Consider the following 17,563-nt stretch of genomic DNA (forward strand, 5'->3'; position numbering starts at 1 on the left):
GCTACGCTCCTGATGACTCAATGTGCTCAATGAAAAGATTCACGGGAAAGCGCTCCAGCGCGGTGTTCAGCCACAACTCCCGGGAGCCGGGCTCCTTGATGCTTGTGACTGCACGCTGGTCGAAAAGTCCCGTGCAATTGGCAGTGGACAAGGCGAACGGCAGGACCACCCGGGTATCGCCCCAGTTCTGCGCCGGGATCAAGGGGTGTGCGGTGTTGCCGAGCAGATTGCCGGCAAGGCGTGGAACGATGATGACGGCCCGTTGCTCTTCGCCGAGACGGGCGAAGGCGAGGACTTTTCCGGCGTGCTCGCCACGGACTTCCAGCGGTAAGTAGTCGCCCCGCAGGAACAGCTCGGCGTACTGCCGGCGACGTTCCAGTACCTGGCCGATCAGCGCCTGCTTGACGCGACCGTCGCGCCAGGCGGCGAGCAGCGTTTCGGGTGTCTGGCTGTCGTCGAGGGCCTGGCGGCGTGCAGCGAAATCCACCGGGCGGCGGTTGTCCGGGTCGACCAGGCTGAAGTCCCAGAACTCGTTGCCTTGATACAGGTCGGGCACGCCCGGCGCGGTCATGCGCAACAGGCACTGGACCAGGCTGTTGAGTGCGCCGGGGCAGGCCAGCGCGTTGGCGGCGTCCGCCAGGGAATGACGCAGTTGCTGGCACTGGCGGTCGAGCAGCAGGCCGTCGATAAAGGCGGCGCAGGCTTCTTCATAGGCGGCATTGGGCGCGCTCCAGCTGCTGTGCAACTTGGCCTCGCGCAGCGCCTTGCGTTGCCATTCGTGCAGGCGGGCGGCGTAGCTGCGCAGCCCCGGCTCATCGTCGGCGCCCAGGTCCAGCGGCCAACTGCCGAGCAGGGTCTGGTAGAGCATCAACTCATCGGCCGCGGTGGGCGCGGGGCCGTCGGCCAACTCCTGGCGCAGCGGCTCGGCCAGCTCGCGCCAGTGCTCGATGCGGCTGGCGAAGCCTTCGGCGCGCTCGCTGATCACCGCGAGGCGGGCGCGCAGGTCTTCGCCGCGCTTGTGGTCATGGGTGGCGGTGGCCAGCAGGTTGTCGGGGAACTCGGCAAGCCGTTGCTGGCAGTGGGCGTGGAAGTCTTCAACGGGCGCACTGAAACGCTCGGCCTCGAAGCCCACATCGTTGCGCGAAAGCAGCACTGCCGAGCGATAGAACGCGGTGTCTTCCACCGCCTTGGCGGCGGTCGGCGAGGTCAGTTGCTGGAAGCGCACGCAGGCATGGCGCAGTTGCTTGCGCGCCCGGCCCGGTGGCAACTGCCGCCAGGCCTGGCCGCCGAGCCAGTGTTGCAGGTAGTCGAGCACCGCGGCGTCGGCGTCGCCGAGGCTGATCCGCGCTTGTTCCAGGGCGGACTGGAAAAAACCTTCGTCCTGCGCGGGGCGACCACAAGCGGTGATGTAGGTGCGGTAGACCGGGTAGTGCTCGACTAGCGCCTGCAAGGCGCGGCGGATCGCGCCGAAGGTCAGGTCGCGGCTCATCACGTCATTGCGCGCCACCTGCAACAGCGCCTGGGCCACCGACTCGAAGTCGCCGGCGAGGCTGCCTTGCAGCACCAGTTGCCGGGCCTGGCGGACTTCCTCGCTGAACGGCGGGCGCTCAGTGAGTTCATGCCACAGCTCGGCGAGCGGTTCTGCTCCGGCCGGATCGTGTTGCAGCAACGACACCTGGTTCATGAATTCATAGCCGGTGGTGCCGTCCACTTGCCAGTCGCGGTGCAGGCGTTCGCCGACGCCGAGGATCTTCTCGACATAGATCGGCAGGTGTTCCAGCGCCGCGCTCAAGGGCCGTTGCGCCAGCAGCGCGCGGGTCCGACGGCGCAGCTTGCGGCAATAGCCACGCGGGTCCGCGAGGCCGTCGATATGGTCGACGCGCAGGCCGTCCACCAGGCCGCGAGCGATCAATTCGAAAACCTTGCCGTGGGTGGCTTCGAACACGGTGGGCCGCTCCACCCGCAGGCCGCCCAGTTCATTGACGTCGAAGAAGCGCCGCCAGTTGATATCGTCCGCCGCAGTACGCCAGCTCGCCAGCCGATAGTGCTGGCGCTCCAGCAGCCCGTGCAGGCGGGTGAAGCCGTTTTCCTGGCGGCCATCAAAGCCTTCCAGCAGGCGCTCGATGTCCACCGCGACCTGGGCCAGCCGGGCCAGGTCGATCAGTTCGCGGTGCAGCGGCTCGGCGTCGTCGGCGTCTTGCAAGGCGGCGAAGCGCCCGGCCAGGTCACGCAGGCTCGACAACTGGCTGGCGGCCAGCACCAGCGCGTAATCCGGCGGGCTGATGGGGAAGCGGTGTTCGTGGTGATGAATCTGGAAGCGCCCGGTGCTCGCCGAGAAGCGCAGCGGCGCCTCGCCGTTCTGCAGCACCTTGCCGTAGTCGTCGGCGAGGAAGGGCAGCAGCAACTGGCCTTCCAGCAGCGGGTCGGGCGAATGCCACTGGATGTCGAAGAACTCCGCGTAGCGGCTGCGTCGGCCCCAGGCCAGCAGGTCTTGCCACCAGGTGTTGTGCTCGCCGCCCACGGCCATGTGGTTGGAGACGATATCGAGGATCAGGCCCATGCCGTGCTGACGCAGCGCCGTAACCAGGCGTTCCAGCGCAGCCTCGCCGCCCAGCTCCGGGCTGACCCGGGTCGGATCGACCACGTCGTAGCCGTGCCGCGAACCGGGCCGGGCTTCCAGCAGTGGCGATGCATAGACGTGGCTGATGCCGAGTCGCGCGAAGTACGGCACCAGCGGCACCGCGTCATCAAGGGTGAAGTCGGCGTGGAATTGCAGGCGCAGGGTCGCGGTCACGGGACTCATCGATCACGCTCCCAGGCTTGTTCGCGGGCCTGGGCCAGCAATTCCAGGCGCCGTGCGGCGTCGTAGTCGTCGAGCAGGTCGCGAGCCGGCGGTGCAAAGCGCCGGCACCAGTTGGGATGGCCTTCGGTGGTGCCGGGCAGGTTCGGCTGTTCGTCGACGCCCAGCAAGTCTTCCAGCGGCAGCAGCACCAGCGGCGCCCGGGTGTGGCCGAGCAGGCGCACGGCGGCGTCGATGGCGGTGTCGTCGTTGTCCATGGGCTGGTTGTAGTTGCGTTCGAGCAACTGGCGCAGGCCACGGATTTCAGTCTGCCGGGCGTCGCGCCAGTGCCGCTCGGTCAGGGCGTCGATCAGGTGCAGGCGGTGGTTCCAGTCGATGTCCCGCGACGACAGCCAGCCGGCCAGCGGCGGCAGGTCGTGGGTGCTGGTGGTGGCGAGGGCGTTGTCCGGCCAGTCGAGGATCGGCTTGAAATGCCCGGGCGGGTCCTGTTCGAACAGCAGCACGCGCATGCCGAGAATGCCCCGCGCCGCGAGTTTCTCGCGCAGGCCGGCGGGCACGGTGCCGAGGTCTTCGCCGAGGACGATGGCGCTGTGGCGCACCGATTCCAGGGCGAGCAGGCGCAGCAGGTCGTCCAGCGGGTAGTGCAAGTAGGCGCCGGCGCCCGCTGCGGCGCCGTTGGGAATCAGCCAGAGCCGTTGCAGGCCCATCACATGGTCGATGCGCAGGCCGCCGGCATGGGCGAAGTTGGCCCGGAGCATTTCGATAAAGGCGCGGTAGCCGTTGCGGCGCAGGCCTTTGGGCGAAAAGGCGCAGATGCCCCAGTTCTGCCCGGCGCGGTTGAGGATGTCTGGCGGTGCGCCGACGTGCAGGTCGGCGAGCAGTTCGTCCTGGCGGCTCCAGGCCTGGCTGCCGGCGCCGTCGACACCCACCGCGAGGTCGGCGATCAGGCCGACCGCCATGCCCTGGCCGCGTGCTGCCTGTTGCGCTCGCTCCAGACCGCGCGCCACCAGCCATTGGCAGAAGGCGTAGTACTCGATGGCCGCCGGGTAGTTATCGGCGAACTGCGCGACCTCCACGCTGCGCGGCTCGCGCCAGCCGTCCCACCAGCGCCGCCAGTCCTGGCTGCTGCCCTTGGTGGCGGCGGCGTCGAGCAGGGCTTCATAGCGGCAATGGTCTTCCAGCGCCTGGCCACCGGCCTTGCGAAAGCTGGTGAAGTCCTCGCGTTGCGGGTGGTCGCCGCGGCTGAAGTCGCGGTACAGCACGCGCAGCAGTTTCTGTTTGGCGCCGGCCGCCCGCGGCCAGTCGATCAGCGGCAACTGTTCCAGCTCGGCGAACGGTTGCTCCAGACTTTCCCGCGCCACGCGCACGGCACGCTCGCCGAGGAGGATTTCCGGGCTGGCGTAGAGGCTGTTGAAGAACAGCCGGCTGGACGGCGAATACGGGCTGTAGGTGTGGCTGTTGTTGGCGAACATGGCGTGGGTCGGGCTGATTGCCAGGGCATCGGCACCGCGTTCGGCGGCGCTGCGGGCCAGGGCTTCCAGCGCCAGACAGTCGCCGAAGCCGCCGTCACCCTGGCGGCGCAGGCTGTAGAGCTGGGCGCCGATACCCCAGCCGCGTGGGGTCGGGTGGTCTTTGGCGTCAGCGAGGGTGAAGCAGCGCAGCGGCGCCACGGCGAGGGTGAAGCCCTGGCCGTTGATGCTCAGGCGGTGATAACCGATCGGCAGGCCAGCGGGCAGGGCGGCTCGGGCATCCGCGCAGAGCCTGTTCGCTGCCGTCTTCGAGCACGGCGTGGCACAGGTTGCCGGCGTCGAACCAGTGCGCCAGCGGCAGGGCTTCGCCGAGGTCGACGGTCAACAGCGGCGGCAGGTGCTGCGCATCCTCGGCCTGTTCCAGGGCTTTGATGCTGTGGGCGACGCTGTCGGCATCCTCGGCGGGATGGCCGAGGGCGGCGAGGATGGCACGCAAGTCCGGATCACTGACCTTTTGCGCCTTGCCGTTGGCGTCGATCCAGTCGACGGCCAGGCCCGCGAGGCGGGCCAGGTGGTGCAGATGGAGGTCACTCATTGGGCAGACTCCGCAGCGGTAGGAGGAATGCGGCTGACCAGGGCGCTGAAGGGGGGCAGGGTCCCTGGTTGTTGCACTGCTTCAGTGCATTGAAACAACGGTTGATGACGTTCGGTGAGGTCCGATTGCACCGGTTCCGGGCCGAGGTTGAGATCGATGCGCAACTCGCTGCCGTCGCCCAGCCGCCAATGGGCGCTGAGTGCCTTGTCGCCGAGCACCTGGGTGCCCAGCGCCCGGGCGCCGTCGAGGTGCGGCACGATGTGATGGCGGCGCAGCGTCAGCAGCTGCCGGTAGAAGTCTTCCCAGGCGGCGCTGTGGCTGTTGCGCCGGGGGCGGGAGTCGATAAAGGTCTGCAGCGCGTTGGGGTCGGGAATCTGCTCCCGGCGCTCGGGTTCGGTGAACGCGGCGAAGCCCTGGAACTCGGCGCGGCGGCCTTCGCGCACGGCATCGGCCAGTTCGTCGTGGTGATCGGTGAAGAACAGGAACGGCTGTTCGCTGGCCCATTCATCGCCCATGAACAGCAGCGGAATCATCGGCGAGAGCAGCAGCAGGGTTGTTGCGGCGCGCAGGGCGCGTGGCTCACACAGGGTCGACAGGCGTTCGCCGAAGGCGCGGTTGCCGGTCTGGTCGTGGTTTTGCAAAAACAGCACGAAGGCGCTCGGCGGCAAGTGCCCGCTGGGTTCGCCGCGAGGCCGGCCATGGCGGTCGGCTTCGCCCTGGTAGACGAAACCCTCGCTCAGGCTGCGGGCCAGACGCTGCGCCGGTTGCTGGCGGAAATCGGCGTAATAGCCTTCTTCCTCGCCGGTCAGCAGCACATGCAGGGTGTTGTGCCCGTCATCGTTCCACTGCGCGTCGAAATCGGCCCCGAGCAGGTGCGCCTGGTTGAACTCGTTTTCCAGCACCAGCCAGCAATGGCGGTCTGCGGCACAGTGCTGGCGCACGGCGCCGGACAATGCGCGAAGAAAGTCCGGGTCGTCGATGGCATGCACCGCATCCAGGCGCAGGCCGTCGAAACGGTAGTCGTTGAGCCACATCAGGGCATTTTCGATGAAGAAGTCGCGCACCTCCGTGCGGCGGAAATCGATGGCCGCGCCCCACGGGGTCTGCCGGTCTTCGCGGAAAAACTCGCTGGCGTAGTGGTGCAGGAAGTTGCCGTCGGGGCCAAAGTGGTTGTAGACCACGTCCAGCAGCACCATCAGGCCGAGGCCGTGGGCCTGATCGATCAACGCTTGCAGTTGCTCCGGCGAGCCGTAGCTGTGCTGCGGGGCAAAGGGCAGGACGCCGTCGTAGCCCCAGTTGCGCTCGCCGGGAAACTCGCCGATGGGCATCAGTTCTATGGCGGTGATGCCCAGTTCGGCCAGGCGCGGCAACTCGTTCATCACTCCGGCGTAGCCGCCGAGCAGGCCGACGTGCAGCTCCTGGATCACCGCTTCGGACCAGGGCCGACCGCGCCAGTCGTCGTGGCGCCAGCGGTAGCGCTGCGCGGCGATGACCTGGCTGGGGCCGTGCACGCCCTGAGGTTGCGAGCGGGACGCCGGATCAGGGACCGACAGCTCGCCGTCGATGCGGTAGCGATAGAGGCTGCCCGCTGGACAGCGCCGTTGCAGGCGAAACCAGCCGTCGGCCTCGGGGGCCATGGCGAAGGTTGCGCCATCGAGTTCGAGTTCGACGCTGCGGGCGTCGGGCGCCCACAGGGCGAAGCGGGTGCGCTGGCCATCCTCGACCAGCGCCCCATGGTTGAACCGCAGGGGCAAGGGCGGCATGGCTTACCCCCGCTGGCTAGTGGCGCGGACGACCAGTTCCTCGTACAGCCGGGCGTAGGGTTCCACCGCCTGGCACCAGTTGAAGGGCTGGGTCATGGCCAGGCAGCGCATGGCGTTGAGCAGCGGTTTCTTCTCAAAAATGTAGAAGGCCCGTTGCAGTGCCTCGCGGTAGCTTTCCACCGTGGACTCATCGAACAGGAAGCCGGTGACGCCATTCTCGATGGTGTCGGCCAGGCCGCCGGTATTGCGCGCCACCGGCAACGAGCCGAAGCGCTGCGCGTACATCTGGCTCAGGCCACAGGGCTCGTAGCGCGAAGGCATCAGCAGGAAATCGCTGCCGGCGAACATGCGCCGGGCATCGGTTTCGTTGAAGCCGATCCGCACACCGATACGGCCAGGGAAGCGTACGGCTAGCTCGCGCATGGCCTGTTCTTCCTCGGGTTCGCCGCGGCCGATGATGGCGAGCTGGCCGCCTTGCTGGACGATGAACTCGGCCACGCCCAGGGTCAGGTCGAGACCTTTCTGGTAGACCAGTCGCGATACCACGGCGAACAGCGGGCCGGTCGAGGGTTCCAGGCCGAACAGCTCGCGGACCTGGCTGGCGTTGGCGGCCTTGCCTTCCCAGTCGTTGAGGCCGAAACGGTGCTCCAGGTGGCTGTCGGTGGCCGAGTTCCAGCTTTCGTCGATGCCGTTCGGAATGCCGCTGAGCAGCCCTTGCTGGGCCTTGCTGTCGAGGAAGCCGTCGAGCCCGCAACCGAACGCTGGCGTGGTGATTTCCCGGGCGTAGGTGGCGCTGACCGTGGTGATATGGCTGGAGTAGGCCAGGCCCGCCTTGAGGAACGACAGCTTGCCGTAGAACTCCATGCCTTCCTGTTGCAGGGCGTGTTCGGGGATCGCCAGTTCCGGGCAGCAGGCGCGGCTGACCACGCCTTGGTAGGCGAGGTTGTGAATGGTGAACAGGGTCGGGGTGCTCAGGCCGCGCCAGTGCATGTAGGCCGGGGCCAGGCCCGCGGGCCAGTCGTGGGCGTGGACCAGGTCCGGGGTCCAGTGGACCATGCCTTCGCCTGCGGCGATTTCGGCGGCGGCGAGGCCCAGGCGGGCGAAGCGGATGTGGTTGTCGGGCCAGTCACGGCCATTGTTGGCGCCGTAGGGCGTGCCTTCGCGCTGGTACAGCTCGGGGCAGATCAGCACGTAGATGACCAGGCCGTCGGGGAGGTCCATGCGCCCGATCTGGCAGGGAGGCAGCGCCGCGTGGCCACCCAGTTCGCCGACCACATGGATCGGGTTGTCGCTTTCCATCACTTGCGGGTAGCCGGGGATCAGCACGCGAACATCGTGCAAATGGCGCATGGCGCGGGGCAGGGCGGCGGAGACGTCGCCCAGGCCGCCGGTCTTGACCAGGTCGGCGATTTCCGAAGTGACGAACAAGACTTTGCGTTTGTGCCGATTCTGTCTGGCGTCGGCGGCGTAGCCACGGCTCGTCGCGACGATGTCATTGCCCACGGGGGCGCTGGTGTCCGGATTGAAATGCTCGGTATGCGGTTCGACAGCGGCACTGATCATACTTCTCTCCATCCCTTGTTCTGCGGGTGAATCACCCTAATGCGATGCCTGTTCGGTCTATCTCTCTTCTGCTGTGCAGTGTTGCGTCCCTGTCACCCGTGCAAGCGCTACGCCAAATGGCGCTCCTGCCATTGGCGAACTGACGAAGTGTAGGGATGGGTGGGCCGCGCCCGGGAACGCCGGAAGCGATGACCTACTTAAATTCCTGACTGGCGCTGTGATCCGAAAGTTTCAACTTTTTTCGGTCGAGTGGTCCGGGCGGTACCAGGCAGGATTTGCCAGTGTAGGAGAGGGATCGGAGAAAATGTGACCCGCTGGTCATATTTCAGATTGAAGACAGAGTGGTGGGTTTTTGCATAAGGGGGGAGGGGAAGGGGGGAGTTCGGTTATGTGGTGGCCGCAATTTGCTAGCCGAGCGATCTTTAGCGTCCTTGAGATCGAGCGCCGCCCGCGCGGCGCATCGCGAGCAAGCTCGCTCCTACAGTGGTTGCAACGTACCTATGTCTGTCAGGCCATGGTTGGCCGCCTTGTTTGTACGACGCAGTATGGAGTCGGCCTCAACAGCCTCCCCACGATTCATCGTCAAGCGCCAAGGGCTGGCAACCCAACTCTCACAGGCCATGGCACGTTGCAACCACTGTAGGAGCGAGCTTGCTCGCGATGCGCCGCGCGGGCGGCGCTCGATCTCAAGAGCGCTAAAAACCTATCGACATGCACATGGCGGCCATAACCTGCCCCCCTGGCAAGCACCTTGCGCCCTCAAACTCAACCAAGAATCCCCTTCATCTTGTCCCGCAACTGGTCGATGGTGAAGGGCTTGCCAATCACATGCATGCCCTCCGGCACTTCCATGGTCGAGCCATAGCCGCTGGCAAACAGGATCGGCAGCAGCGGACGCAATTCGCGGGTCAGGCGGGCCAGTTCCTGGCCGTTCATGCCGGGCAGGCCGACGTCAGTGAGCATCAGCGAGAAGGGCTGTTGCGGGTCTTCGATCAGCTTGAGTGCTTCTTCGCCGTCTTGGGCCTCGGTAACCTCGTACCCCAGTTCATTGAGCACATCGACCAACAGCATGCGCACGATGTTGTCGTCTTCAACGACCAGAAGAGGGGGAATAGCGGGCATGGGTTACTCCTGCGGCAATAGGTATTACTGACTCTGTAAGCGCGACCCCGCAGGAAGTTCCCCGGCGTCGATGGTGTGCAGCATAGCGGTCGGCGTTGATGCAGGGAACGATTGGCGAACCGATGCCTCAAATACTGGCTTTGTGCCCTGTCGATTGCCGTGAACATGGATAAACTGGGAGGGGCAGCGTGGTTGCGGTTTGCATGTCAGATCGAAAACCTGAACCATAAGACAAAAAAATCAACCCAATTCTGCCGCCCGGACCTTACAGATGAATCATTCAGCCTCAACCGACCAACAGCGCTTCCGCAAGCTGCTGGTGCGCAATATCAGCCTGCCCCTCGGGGTCGGCCTGTTGAGTGCCGTGGTGTTTGTCACGGTAATCGCCTACCTGCTTTCGGTCATCCAGTGGGTCGGCCACACCGACCGGGTGATCAACAACGCCAACGAGTCGTTGAAGCTTTCCATTGATATGGAAACCGGCATGCGGGGCTACCTGCTCACGGGCGACGAGCATTTTCTCGACCCCTACGAACTCGCCAAGCCGCGGATCAGCGCGCAGATGAAGACCCTGCGCGAGCTGGTGGCGGATAACCCGACCCAGCTCGACCGCCTCGGGCGTCTGGAGGCGATGCAGGCCGAATGGGACAATTTTGCCCGGGAAATGATCCAGCTGCGCCGTGGCGGCGGTGATTACCGTTCGGATGTCGAAGCCGGTCGCGGCAAGCGCCTGACCGACCAGGTGCGCAAGGAATACGAGGATTTTGTCGCTCTGGAGCAGCAACTGCGGACCAAGCGCAACGAGCAGGTCAGCACCACCACGTGGGTGTCGATTTCCCTGTACCTGGCGTTCATCATCCTGATCAGCGGCCTGCTGGCCTGGATTGGCCGGCGTGACCTGATCAACCTGTCCACCAATTACCAGGAAAACCTCCAGGCCCAGCAACGCGCCGCCGAACTCCTGCAGCAACAGGGCTGGATCCGCAGCGGCCAGTCGCAACTGGCCGAGCGGGTGCTGGGGCAGCAGACCTTGCCGACCCTGGGCCACAACATTCTGCAGTTCTTCTCCAACTACCTGGGCAGTGTGGTCGCCGCACTGTATGTGCGGGACGAGCAAGGTGATCTGCACCGGGTTGCCAGCTACGGCTTCTCCCGCGAGCAGGAATCCCGCGAACAGGTGGTCGGCTCCCATGAAGGGCTGCTGGCGGAAGCTGTGAGCCAGGGGCGTCTGATCGCGCTGGAAGACGTGCCGGAAGATTACTTCAAGGTCAGTTCCGGGCTTGGTGAGGGCCTGCCGCGCAGCGTGCTGGTGATGCCGTCGAACAACGACGGCCAGGTCAATGGCGTGCTCGAGCTGGGCTTCCTGCGTCCGCTGAGCCCGCGCGACGGCGAGTTGCTGGAGCGGATCGCCAACAACCTCGGCACCTCCATCGAGAGCGCGCGTTACCGCCAGCGCCTGCAGGAAGTGCTGGCCCAGACCCAGCAACTCAACGAAGAGCTGCAGGTGCAGCAGGAAGAGCTGAAAACCGCCAACGAAGAGCTGGAAGAACAGTCGCGGGTGCTCAAGGAGTCCCAAGCCTATCTGGAAACCCAGCGCGCCGAGCTTGAGCAGACCAACGAGCAACTGGCCGAACGCACCGACGCCCTGGCGTCCCAGCGCGATGCCCTGGACCACAAGAACACCGAGCTGAACGAAGCCCAGGTGCAGTTGCAGGAGCGCGCCGAGGAGTTGCAGCGCTCCAGCAAGTACAAGTCCGAATTCCTCGCCAACATGTCCCACGAGCTGCGTACGCCGCTCAACAGCTCGCTGATCCTGGCCAAATTGCTGGCCGAGAACCCGCAGGAAAACCTCAGCGACGAACAGGTCAAGTTCGCCGAATCGATCTACTCCGCGGGCAACGACCTGCTCAATCTGATCAACGACATCCTCGATATCGCCAAGGTCGAGGCCGGCAAACTCGATGTGCGCGCCGAAACCACCCAGGTGGCACGCCTGGCCGAGGGCCTGCGCGGCATGTTCGAGCCGTTGGCGGCGGACAAGGGCCTGACCTTCAGCGTCTCCATCGAGCCTGATGTGCCGGCGACTCTGTACACCGACCGCCAGCGCCTGGAGCAGATCCTCAAGAACCTGCTGTCCAACGCGCTGAAGTTCACCGATCGCGGCCAGGTCGGCCTGACCGTCACCCACCAGCCTGGCAGCGGCATCGTGTTCCATGTGCGCGACAGCGGCATCGGTATCGCGGCGGACCAGCAGCAGCTCATCTTCGAAGCCTTCCATCAAGCCGACGGCACCACCAACCGCCGCTTTGGCGGTACCGGCCTGGGCCTGTCGATTTCCCGTGATCTGGCGCGCCTGCTCGGCGGGCAGATCCAGGTGCAGAGCGCGCCGGGCAAGGGCAGCGTGTTCAGCCTGGTCCTGCCGGAGGCTTACGAGCCGATCGTCGAACAGGTCGGGCCTTCGCCTATCTCGCGTCCGCAGCCATTGTCGCCGCCGATGGTGGTCGCGCCGGCGCTGATCGATCCGCTGCCGCCGACCCCGCTGGCGGCGCCGGCCAAGCGCCTGTCCTTCGAGGACGACCGACAACTGGCACCGTTCTCCAACCGCTGCATCCTGGTGATCGAGGACGAGCCGAATTTTGCCCGCATCCTCTTCGACCTGGCCCACGAACTGGGTTACAACTGCCTGGTGGCGCAAGCCGCCGACGACGGTTTCGAGCTGGCCGAGCAGTTCATTCCCGACGCCATCCTGCTGGACATGCGCCTGCCCGACCATTCCGGGCTGACCGTGCTGCAGCGCCTCAAGGAGCTGACCACCACGCGGCACATCCCGGTGCACGTGATTTCCGTCGAGGACCGGGTCGAGACCGCCATGCACATGGGCGCCGTGGGTTATGTGGTCAAGCCGACCAGCCGCGACGAGCTGAAAACCGTGTTCGCCCGCCTGGAAGACAAGCTGACCCAGAAGCTCAAGCACATCCTGCTGGTGGAAGACGACGACCTGCAGCGTGAAAGCATCGCCCGCCTGATTGGCGACGACGACGTGCAGATCAGCGCCGTGGCGACCGCGCAGGAAGCCCTGAAGCTGCTGCGCGAGAACATCTACGACTGCATGGTGATCGACTTCAAGCTGCCGGACATGCTTGGCAACGAGTTGCTCAAGCGCATGACCGTCGACGAGATCCGCGCGTTCCCGCCGGTGATTGTCTACACCGGGCGCAACCTGACCCGCGACGAAGAAACCGAACTGCTCAAGTATTCGCGCTCGATCATCATCAAGGGCGCCCGCTCGCCGGAGCGTCTGCTGGATGAAGTGACATTGTTCCTGCACAAAGTCGAATCGACGCTGTCACATGAACGGCAACGCATGCTCAGGACCGCGCGCAGCCGTGACAAGGTCTTCGAGGGGCGCAGGATCCTGCTGGTGGACGACGACGTGCGCAACATCTTCGCCCTGACCAGCGCTCTGGAGCACAAGGGCGCGCTGGTGGAGATCGCCCGCAACGGCCGCGAGTCCATCGAAAAACTGGAGCAGAGCAGCGACATCGACCTGGTGTTGATGGACGTGATGATGCCGGAGATGGATGGCTTCGAGGCCACCCGACTGATTCGCAAGGATCCGCGCTGGCGCAAGCTGCCGATCATCGCCGTGACCGCCAAAGCGATGAAGGACGACCAGGAGCGTTGTCTGCAGGCCGGGGCCAATGATTATCTGGCCAAACCGATTGACCTGGACCGGCTGTTTTCCCTGATCCGTGTCTGGCTGCCGCAACTGGAGCGAATTTGAATAGCGAACGTAACACCGACATTGAAATCCGATTGTTGATCGAGGCCATTTACCTCAAGTACAGCTATGACTTTCGCGATTACTCCGGCGCTTCGATCAAGCGCCGGATCCTGCACGCCGCGCGGCATTTCGACTGCGCGACGATCACTGCCCTGCAGGAGCGGGTGCTGCACGATCCGGGGATGTTCCTGCAATTGCTGCAGTTCCTGACCATTCCGGTCAGCGAGATGTTTCGTGATCCCAGCCACTTCCTGGCGCTGCGCCGGGAAGTGGTGCCTCACCTGAAGACCTGGCCGTCGATCAAGATCTGGATCGCCGGGTGCAGCACCGGTGAAGAGGTCTATTCCATGGCCATCCTGCTGCGCGAGGAAGGCCTGCTGGAACGCACCATCATTTACGCCACCGACATCAACCCCAAGTCGCTGGAGAAGGCCAAGCAGGGCATCTACTCGATGGACGCGATGCGCGACTACGAGCAGAACTACATTGCCGCCGGCGGCCAGCGCGCCTTCAGCGACTACTACACCTGCGCCTACGGCAACGCCATTGTCGACAGCAGCCTGCGCGAGAACGTCACCTTCGCCGACCACAGCCTGGCCACCGACAGCGTGTTCTCCGAGACGCAACTGGTGTCCTGCCGCAACGTGCTGATCTATTTCAACAAGGGCTTGCAGGACCGCTCGTTCGGGCTGTTCCACGAGTCGCTGTGCCATCGTGGCTTCCTGGTGCTGGGCAGCAAGGAAACCCTGGATTTCTCCGCGTACGCCGATCGCTTCGAAGCGCTGGTCAAGCCGGAACGGATCTACCGCAAATCATGAAAAGGGTCGAAGCGATCGTCATGGGCGCCTCGGCGGGTGGCGTCAGTGCGCTGCTGTCGGTGTTGGCGCTGTTGCCGCGCGAGTTCGCGATTCCGGTGATCTGCGTGCTGCATTTGCCGGACGACCACGACAGCCAGCTTGCCGAAGTCTTCGAGCGCAAGCTGAAGCGGCCGGTGCGCGAGGCGCGGGACAAGGAACACCTGGAGGCGGGGATGATCTATTTCGCCTGCCCCGGCTATCACCTGTCGCTGGAGTACGACCGTAGCCTGTCCCTGAGCCAGGAAGAGCGGGTGCATTACTCGCGGCCCTCGATCGACATCCTCTTCGAATCCGCCGCTGACGCCTGCGGCCCGGCCCTGGTCGGCGTGCTGCTGACCGGCGCCAACGAAGATGGTGCAAGAGGTTTGGCACGAATCAGCGAGTACGGTGGTCTTACCGTCGTTCAGGACCCGGCTCAGGCCCAGGTTGCGATCATGCCCAGCGCTGCGCTGGCGCTGCACCGGCCCGACCACATACTTCCTTTGAACGGCATCGGGCATCTGCTCGCCAAGCTGGAAAAACAAGAATGCTAAGCCATATCCAAGCCAAACTGCTGATCGTCGACGATCTCCCGGAGAACCTGTTGGCGCTCGAAGCGCTGATCAAGGGCAACGATCGCGCGGTGTACCAGGCAAGCTCCGCCGACCAGGCGCTGTCGCTGCTGCTGGAACACGAATTCGCCCTGGCCATCCTCGATGTGCAGATGCCGGGCATGAACGGCTTCGAACTGGCTGAACTGATGCGCGGCACGGAAAAGACCAAGCACATTCCCATCGTCTTCGTCAGCGCCGCCGCGCGGGAGATGAACTACGCCTTCAAGGGCTACGAAAGCGGCGCGGTGGATTTCCTGCACAAGCCGCTGGACACCCATGCGGTAAAAAGCAAAGTCACGGTGTTCGTTGAGCTGTACCGCCAGCGCAAGGCCCTCGACCAGCAGTTGCAGGCGCTGGAGCGCGGCCGTCAGGAGCAGCAACTGCTGCTGGAGCAGTTGCAGGTCGCCCGCGGCGAGCTGGAGCACGCGGTGCGCATGCGCGATGACTTCATGTCCATCGTCTCCCACGAACTGCGCACGCCGCTCAACGGCCTGATTCTCGAAACCCAGTTGCGCAAGCTGCACCTGGCGCGGGACAACGCCGATGCCTTCGCCCTGGACAAGATGCGCGCCATGGTCGAGCGCGACGAGCGCCAGATCAACAGCCTGATCCGCCTGATCGAAGACATGCTCGATGTCTCGCGGATCCGCACCGGCAAACTGTCGATCCGGCCGTCACCCTTCGATCTGGCGCAACTGGTGAGTGGCCTGGTGGAGAACTTCGCCGCCCAGGCCGCGGCCGCCGGGTCGTCCATCGAGCTGACGGTCAACGATGGGGTGGAAGGAATCTGGGACGAATTCCGCATCGAGCAGGTGATCGCCAACCTGCTCACCAACGCCCTGCGGTATGGCGCCAGGCGCCCGGTGCATGTGCGGGTGGCGACGGAAGCCGGCATGGCCTGCGTCGAAGTCCGCGATGAAGGGATCGGCATCAGCCCGGAGAACCAGCAGCGGATCTTCCAGCAGTTTGAACGGGTCAGCTCCAAATTCAGCGTCGCCGGCCTCGGCCTCGGGCTGTATATCTCCGAGCAGATCGTCCAGGCCCACGGCGGCAGCATCCTGGTGCAGAGCGCCGAAGGCGAGGGCGCGACGTTTAGCGTGCGCTTGCCGCTGGTATGCGATGTGCAAGGAAATGCGCCGGAAAATGAAAGTGATCGGCAACAGGCAACCTCTGCGTAAGCCAGGGGTCTATGAACGAACGACACCACCTGAATGAATCGAATCAAGGCGTTGGCATGAGTGAAGATGCACAAGATGTAGTACTGGTCGTCGAAGACGAGCCGGTTATCCGGATGGTCCTCAATGACTATCTGTCGGGCGAAGGCTACCGCGTTCTGCTGGCCGAAGACGGCGCGCAGGCGTTCGAGATCCTCGCCAGCAAGCCGCACCTGGACCTGATGGTCACCGACTTCCGGCTGCCGGGCGGGATTTCCGGGGTCGATATCGCCGAGCCTGCGGTCAAGCTGCGGCCTGACCTGAAAGTCATTTTCATCAGCGCCTACCCCGCGGAAATCCGCGAGTCGGGCAGCCCGATCGCGTTCCGTGCGCCGATCCTGGCCAAGCCGTTCGACCTCGACAGCCTGCGCGAGCAGATTCAGCAATTGCTCCGATAACGTCAGGCGATTCATACGAATTAAGGGAAGTTTTCCTGCATCCCGTCTTTCAGCGGGATGATCCGATCGGTTCCTTGTTTTCTCGACACAGGAACCGTCATGAATCCGTCACCACCTTTCGACCCTCACGCTATCACCCTGCACCTGGGGCTGTTCTTTGACGGCACCGGGCTCAACCTGCACAACCACGAGCAGGGTGCCGCTTCCGGCAACAGCTCAGGCAGCTACGCCACCGGCAAGAGCAATGTGGCGCGGTTGTTCCAGCTCTATCCGCAACAGGCGCGACAGTGCCTTGCTCCGGGCGCGACGCGGGCGGCGATGGCGCTCTATATCGAAGGCGTTGGTACGCGGCGCGGTGAGGCGGATTCGCTGAGGGGCCAGGCGACCGGCCTTCATGAGCTGGGCGTGTGGGCGCTGCTGGAGCCGCTTCCCGCACGGATCAGCGGGTTGCTCGACACGTTCATCCAGCACAACCCCCGGCGCGGGATTCGCGGCGTCGAACTCGATCTGTTCGGCTTCAGTCGGGGGGCGGCGGCGGCCCGGCACTTTGCCAACGGGCTCGCAGGTGTCTGCCTCGGCTATCCGCTAGCCCTGAATTTCATCGGTCTGTTCGACACCGTGGCCGCAATCTGGGCGCCGCTCAAAGGCAACTTCAGCGCCGCCAACCGCGACTACGACGGGCTGCAACTCGGCCTGCGCGAAGGACTCGCGCGTCAGGTGGTGCAACTCACGGCTGCCGACGAGCAACGGGTGAACTTCCCGCTGGTGGCCAGTGACAACGACCTGCAACTACCGGGTTCGCACACCGACATCGGAGGCGGCTATCTGCCGGAGGAGCAGGAACTGCTGCGCCTGGAACGCCCTTTCAGCAGTCTGGAGCCGCGGCATCTGCCCGAGCGCCAAAGCCGCGCGTGGTTGCAGGCCAACCAGTGCCTGGAACAGCAGTGCGGTGAATGGCAGGCGAAGGGGTTCGAACTGAGCATTGACCTTGAGAGCACCGACCAGCCTTTCTTGCTCAAGCGCGACCTCCGTCCAGAAAAGCGCGTGCGGGCGCAGATCCTCGGTGCTCGGCGGGTGCGGGGGGAATTGTCGCTGGTGTACCTGAGGCTGATGCATGCCTTGGCCGTGCGCGGCGGCGTGCCACTGGCGCCTGTGCCGGACTGCGCCGAGTCTCGGCTACCCAGTGAATTGCACGAAATTGCCGCGAAACTGCAAGCCTACGCGCTCGGCCAGACGCCGACGCATGGGCTGGATTCGATGGAAATGGCCTTGTTGCGGCGTCGCTACATTCACTGCTCCGCGCACTGGAACGCGCCGCTGCACTCGAATAGCCCCTGGCTCGACGGGTTGTTCGTCCATCGGCCTGACGCCGAGGGGCAGCGGGTCATTCACCCGAATCGATGAA

The 17,563-nt window shown here is 64.8% G+C and carries 10 protein-coding genes and 1 pseudogene; 6 read left to right on the forward strand and 5 right to left on the reverse strand.

Annotated features, from left to right (window positions below; translation table 11 throughout):
• Nucleotide 1 precedes the first annotated feature (1 nt).
• From HWV67_RS02835 to HWV67_RS02855, 5 genes and pseudogenes are all read right to left on the reverse strand, one after another.
• Nucleotides 2–2,803 (reverse strand): malto-oligosyltrehalose synthase, encoded by a 2,802-nt coding sequence (locus HWV67_RS02835; RefSeq protein WP_175649828.1) that lies wholly within the window; start codon nucleotides 2,801–2,803, stop codon nucleotides 2–4.
• Nucleotides 2,800–4,864 (reverse strand): annotated as a pseudogene (gene malQ / locus HWV67_RS02840) (4-alpha-glucanotransferase). The gene HWV67_RS02835 and the pseudogene malQ overlap by 4 nt, the downstream one beginning before the upstream one ends.
• Nucleotides 4,861–6,627 carry a malto-oligosyltrehalose trehalohydrolase gene (treZ, locus tag HWV67_RS02845; protein ID WP_175649829.1) on the reverse strand — a complete coding sequence of 589 codons (1,767 nt, stop codon included), beginning with the start codon at nucleotides 6,625–6,627 and terminating at the stop codon, nucleotides 4,861–4,863. Before treZ ends, malQ begins: the two are co-directional and overlap by 4 nt.
• Nucleotides 6,628–6,630: 3 nt before the next feature.
• Nucleotides 6,631–8,190, reverse strand: a complete 1,560-nt coding sequence (gene glgA, locus HWV67_RS02850) for a glycogen synthase GlgA (protein WP_175649830.1) — start codon at nucleotides 8,188–8,190, stop codon at nucleotides 6,631–6,633.
• 765 nt (nucleotides 8,191–8,955) lie between these two features.
• On the reverse strand, nucleotides 8,956–9,312 hold the full coding sequence (locus HWV67_RS02855; RefSeq protein ID WP_175649831.1) for a response regulator: 357 nt from the start codon (nucleotides 9,310–9,312) through the stop codon (nucleotides 8,956–8,958).
• A 271-nt stretch (nucleotides 9,313–9,583) separates the two neighbouring features.
• Between HWV67_RS02855 and HWV67_RS02860 the strand changes: the two genes are divergently transcribed.
• From HWV67_RS02860 to HWV67_RS02885, 6 genes are all read left to right on the forward strand, one after another.
• The gene (locus tag HWV67_RS02860) at nucleotides 9,584–13,096 is read left to right on the forward strand and encodes a response regulator (protein WP_175649832.1); all 3,513 of its coding nucleotides are present in this window, start codon (nucleotides 9,584–9,586) and stop codon (nucleotides 13,094–13,096) included.
• A complete protein-coding gene (locus HWV67_RS02865) occupies nucleotides 13,093–13,914 on the forward strand; it encodes a CheR family methyltransferase (RefSeq protein ID WP_175649833.1) in 822 nt (273 codons plus the stop codon). Before HWV67_RS02860 ends, HWV67_RS02865 begins: the two co-directional genes overlap by 4 nt.
• Nucleotides 13,911–14,486, forward strand: coding sequence for a chemotaxis protein CheB (locus HWV67_RS02870; RefSeq protein ID WP_175649834.1), 576 nt, complete (start codon nucleotides 13,911–13,913; stop codon nucleotides 14,484–14,486). Before HWV67_RS02865 ends, HWV67_RS02870 begins: the two co-directional genes overlap by 4 nt.
• Complete coding sequence (locus HWV67_RS02875; protein ID WP_175649835.1) at nucleotides 14,480–15,724, forward strand: hybrid sensor histidine kinase/response regulator; 1,245 nt, start codon at nucleotides 14,480–14,482, stop codon at nucleotides 15,722–15,724. The genes HWV67_RS02870 and HWV67_RS02875 overlap by 7 nt, the downstream gene beginning before the upstream one ends.
• Before the next feature lie 56 nt (nucleotides 15,725–15,780).
• Nucleotides 15,781–16,158 carry a response regulator gene (locus HWV67_RS02880; RefSeq protein ID WP_175649836.1) on the forward strand — a complete coding sequence of 126 codons (378 nt, stop codon included), beginning with the start codon at nucleotides 15,781–15,783 and terminating at the stop codon, nucleotides 16,156–16,158.
• A gap of 99 nt (nucleotides 16,159–16,257) precedes the next feature.
• Complete coding sequence (locus HWV67_RS02885; RefSeq protein ID WP_175649837.1) at nucleotides 16,258–17,562, forward strand: T6SS phospholipase effector Tle1-like catalytic domain-containing protein; 1,305 nt, start codon at nucleotides 16,258–16,260, stop codon at nucleotides 17,560–17,562.
• The last annotated feature ends 1 nt before the right edge of the window (nucleotide 17,563 follow it).

The sequence above is a fragment of the Pseudomonas sp. Marseille-P9899 genome (genome assembly GCF_903166565.1).
Classification (GTDB): domain Bacteria; phylum Pseudomonadota; class Gammaproteobacteria; order Pseudomonadales; family Pseudomonadaceae; genus Aquipseudomonas; species Aquipseudomonas huaxiensis.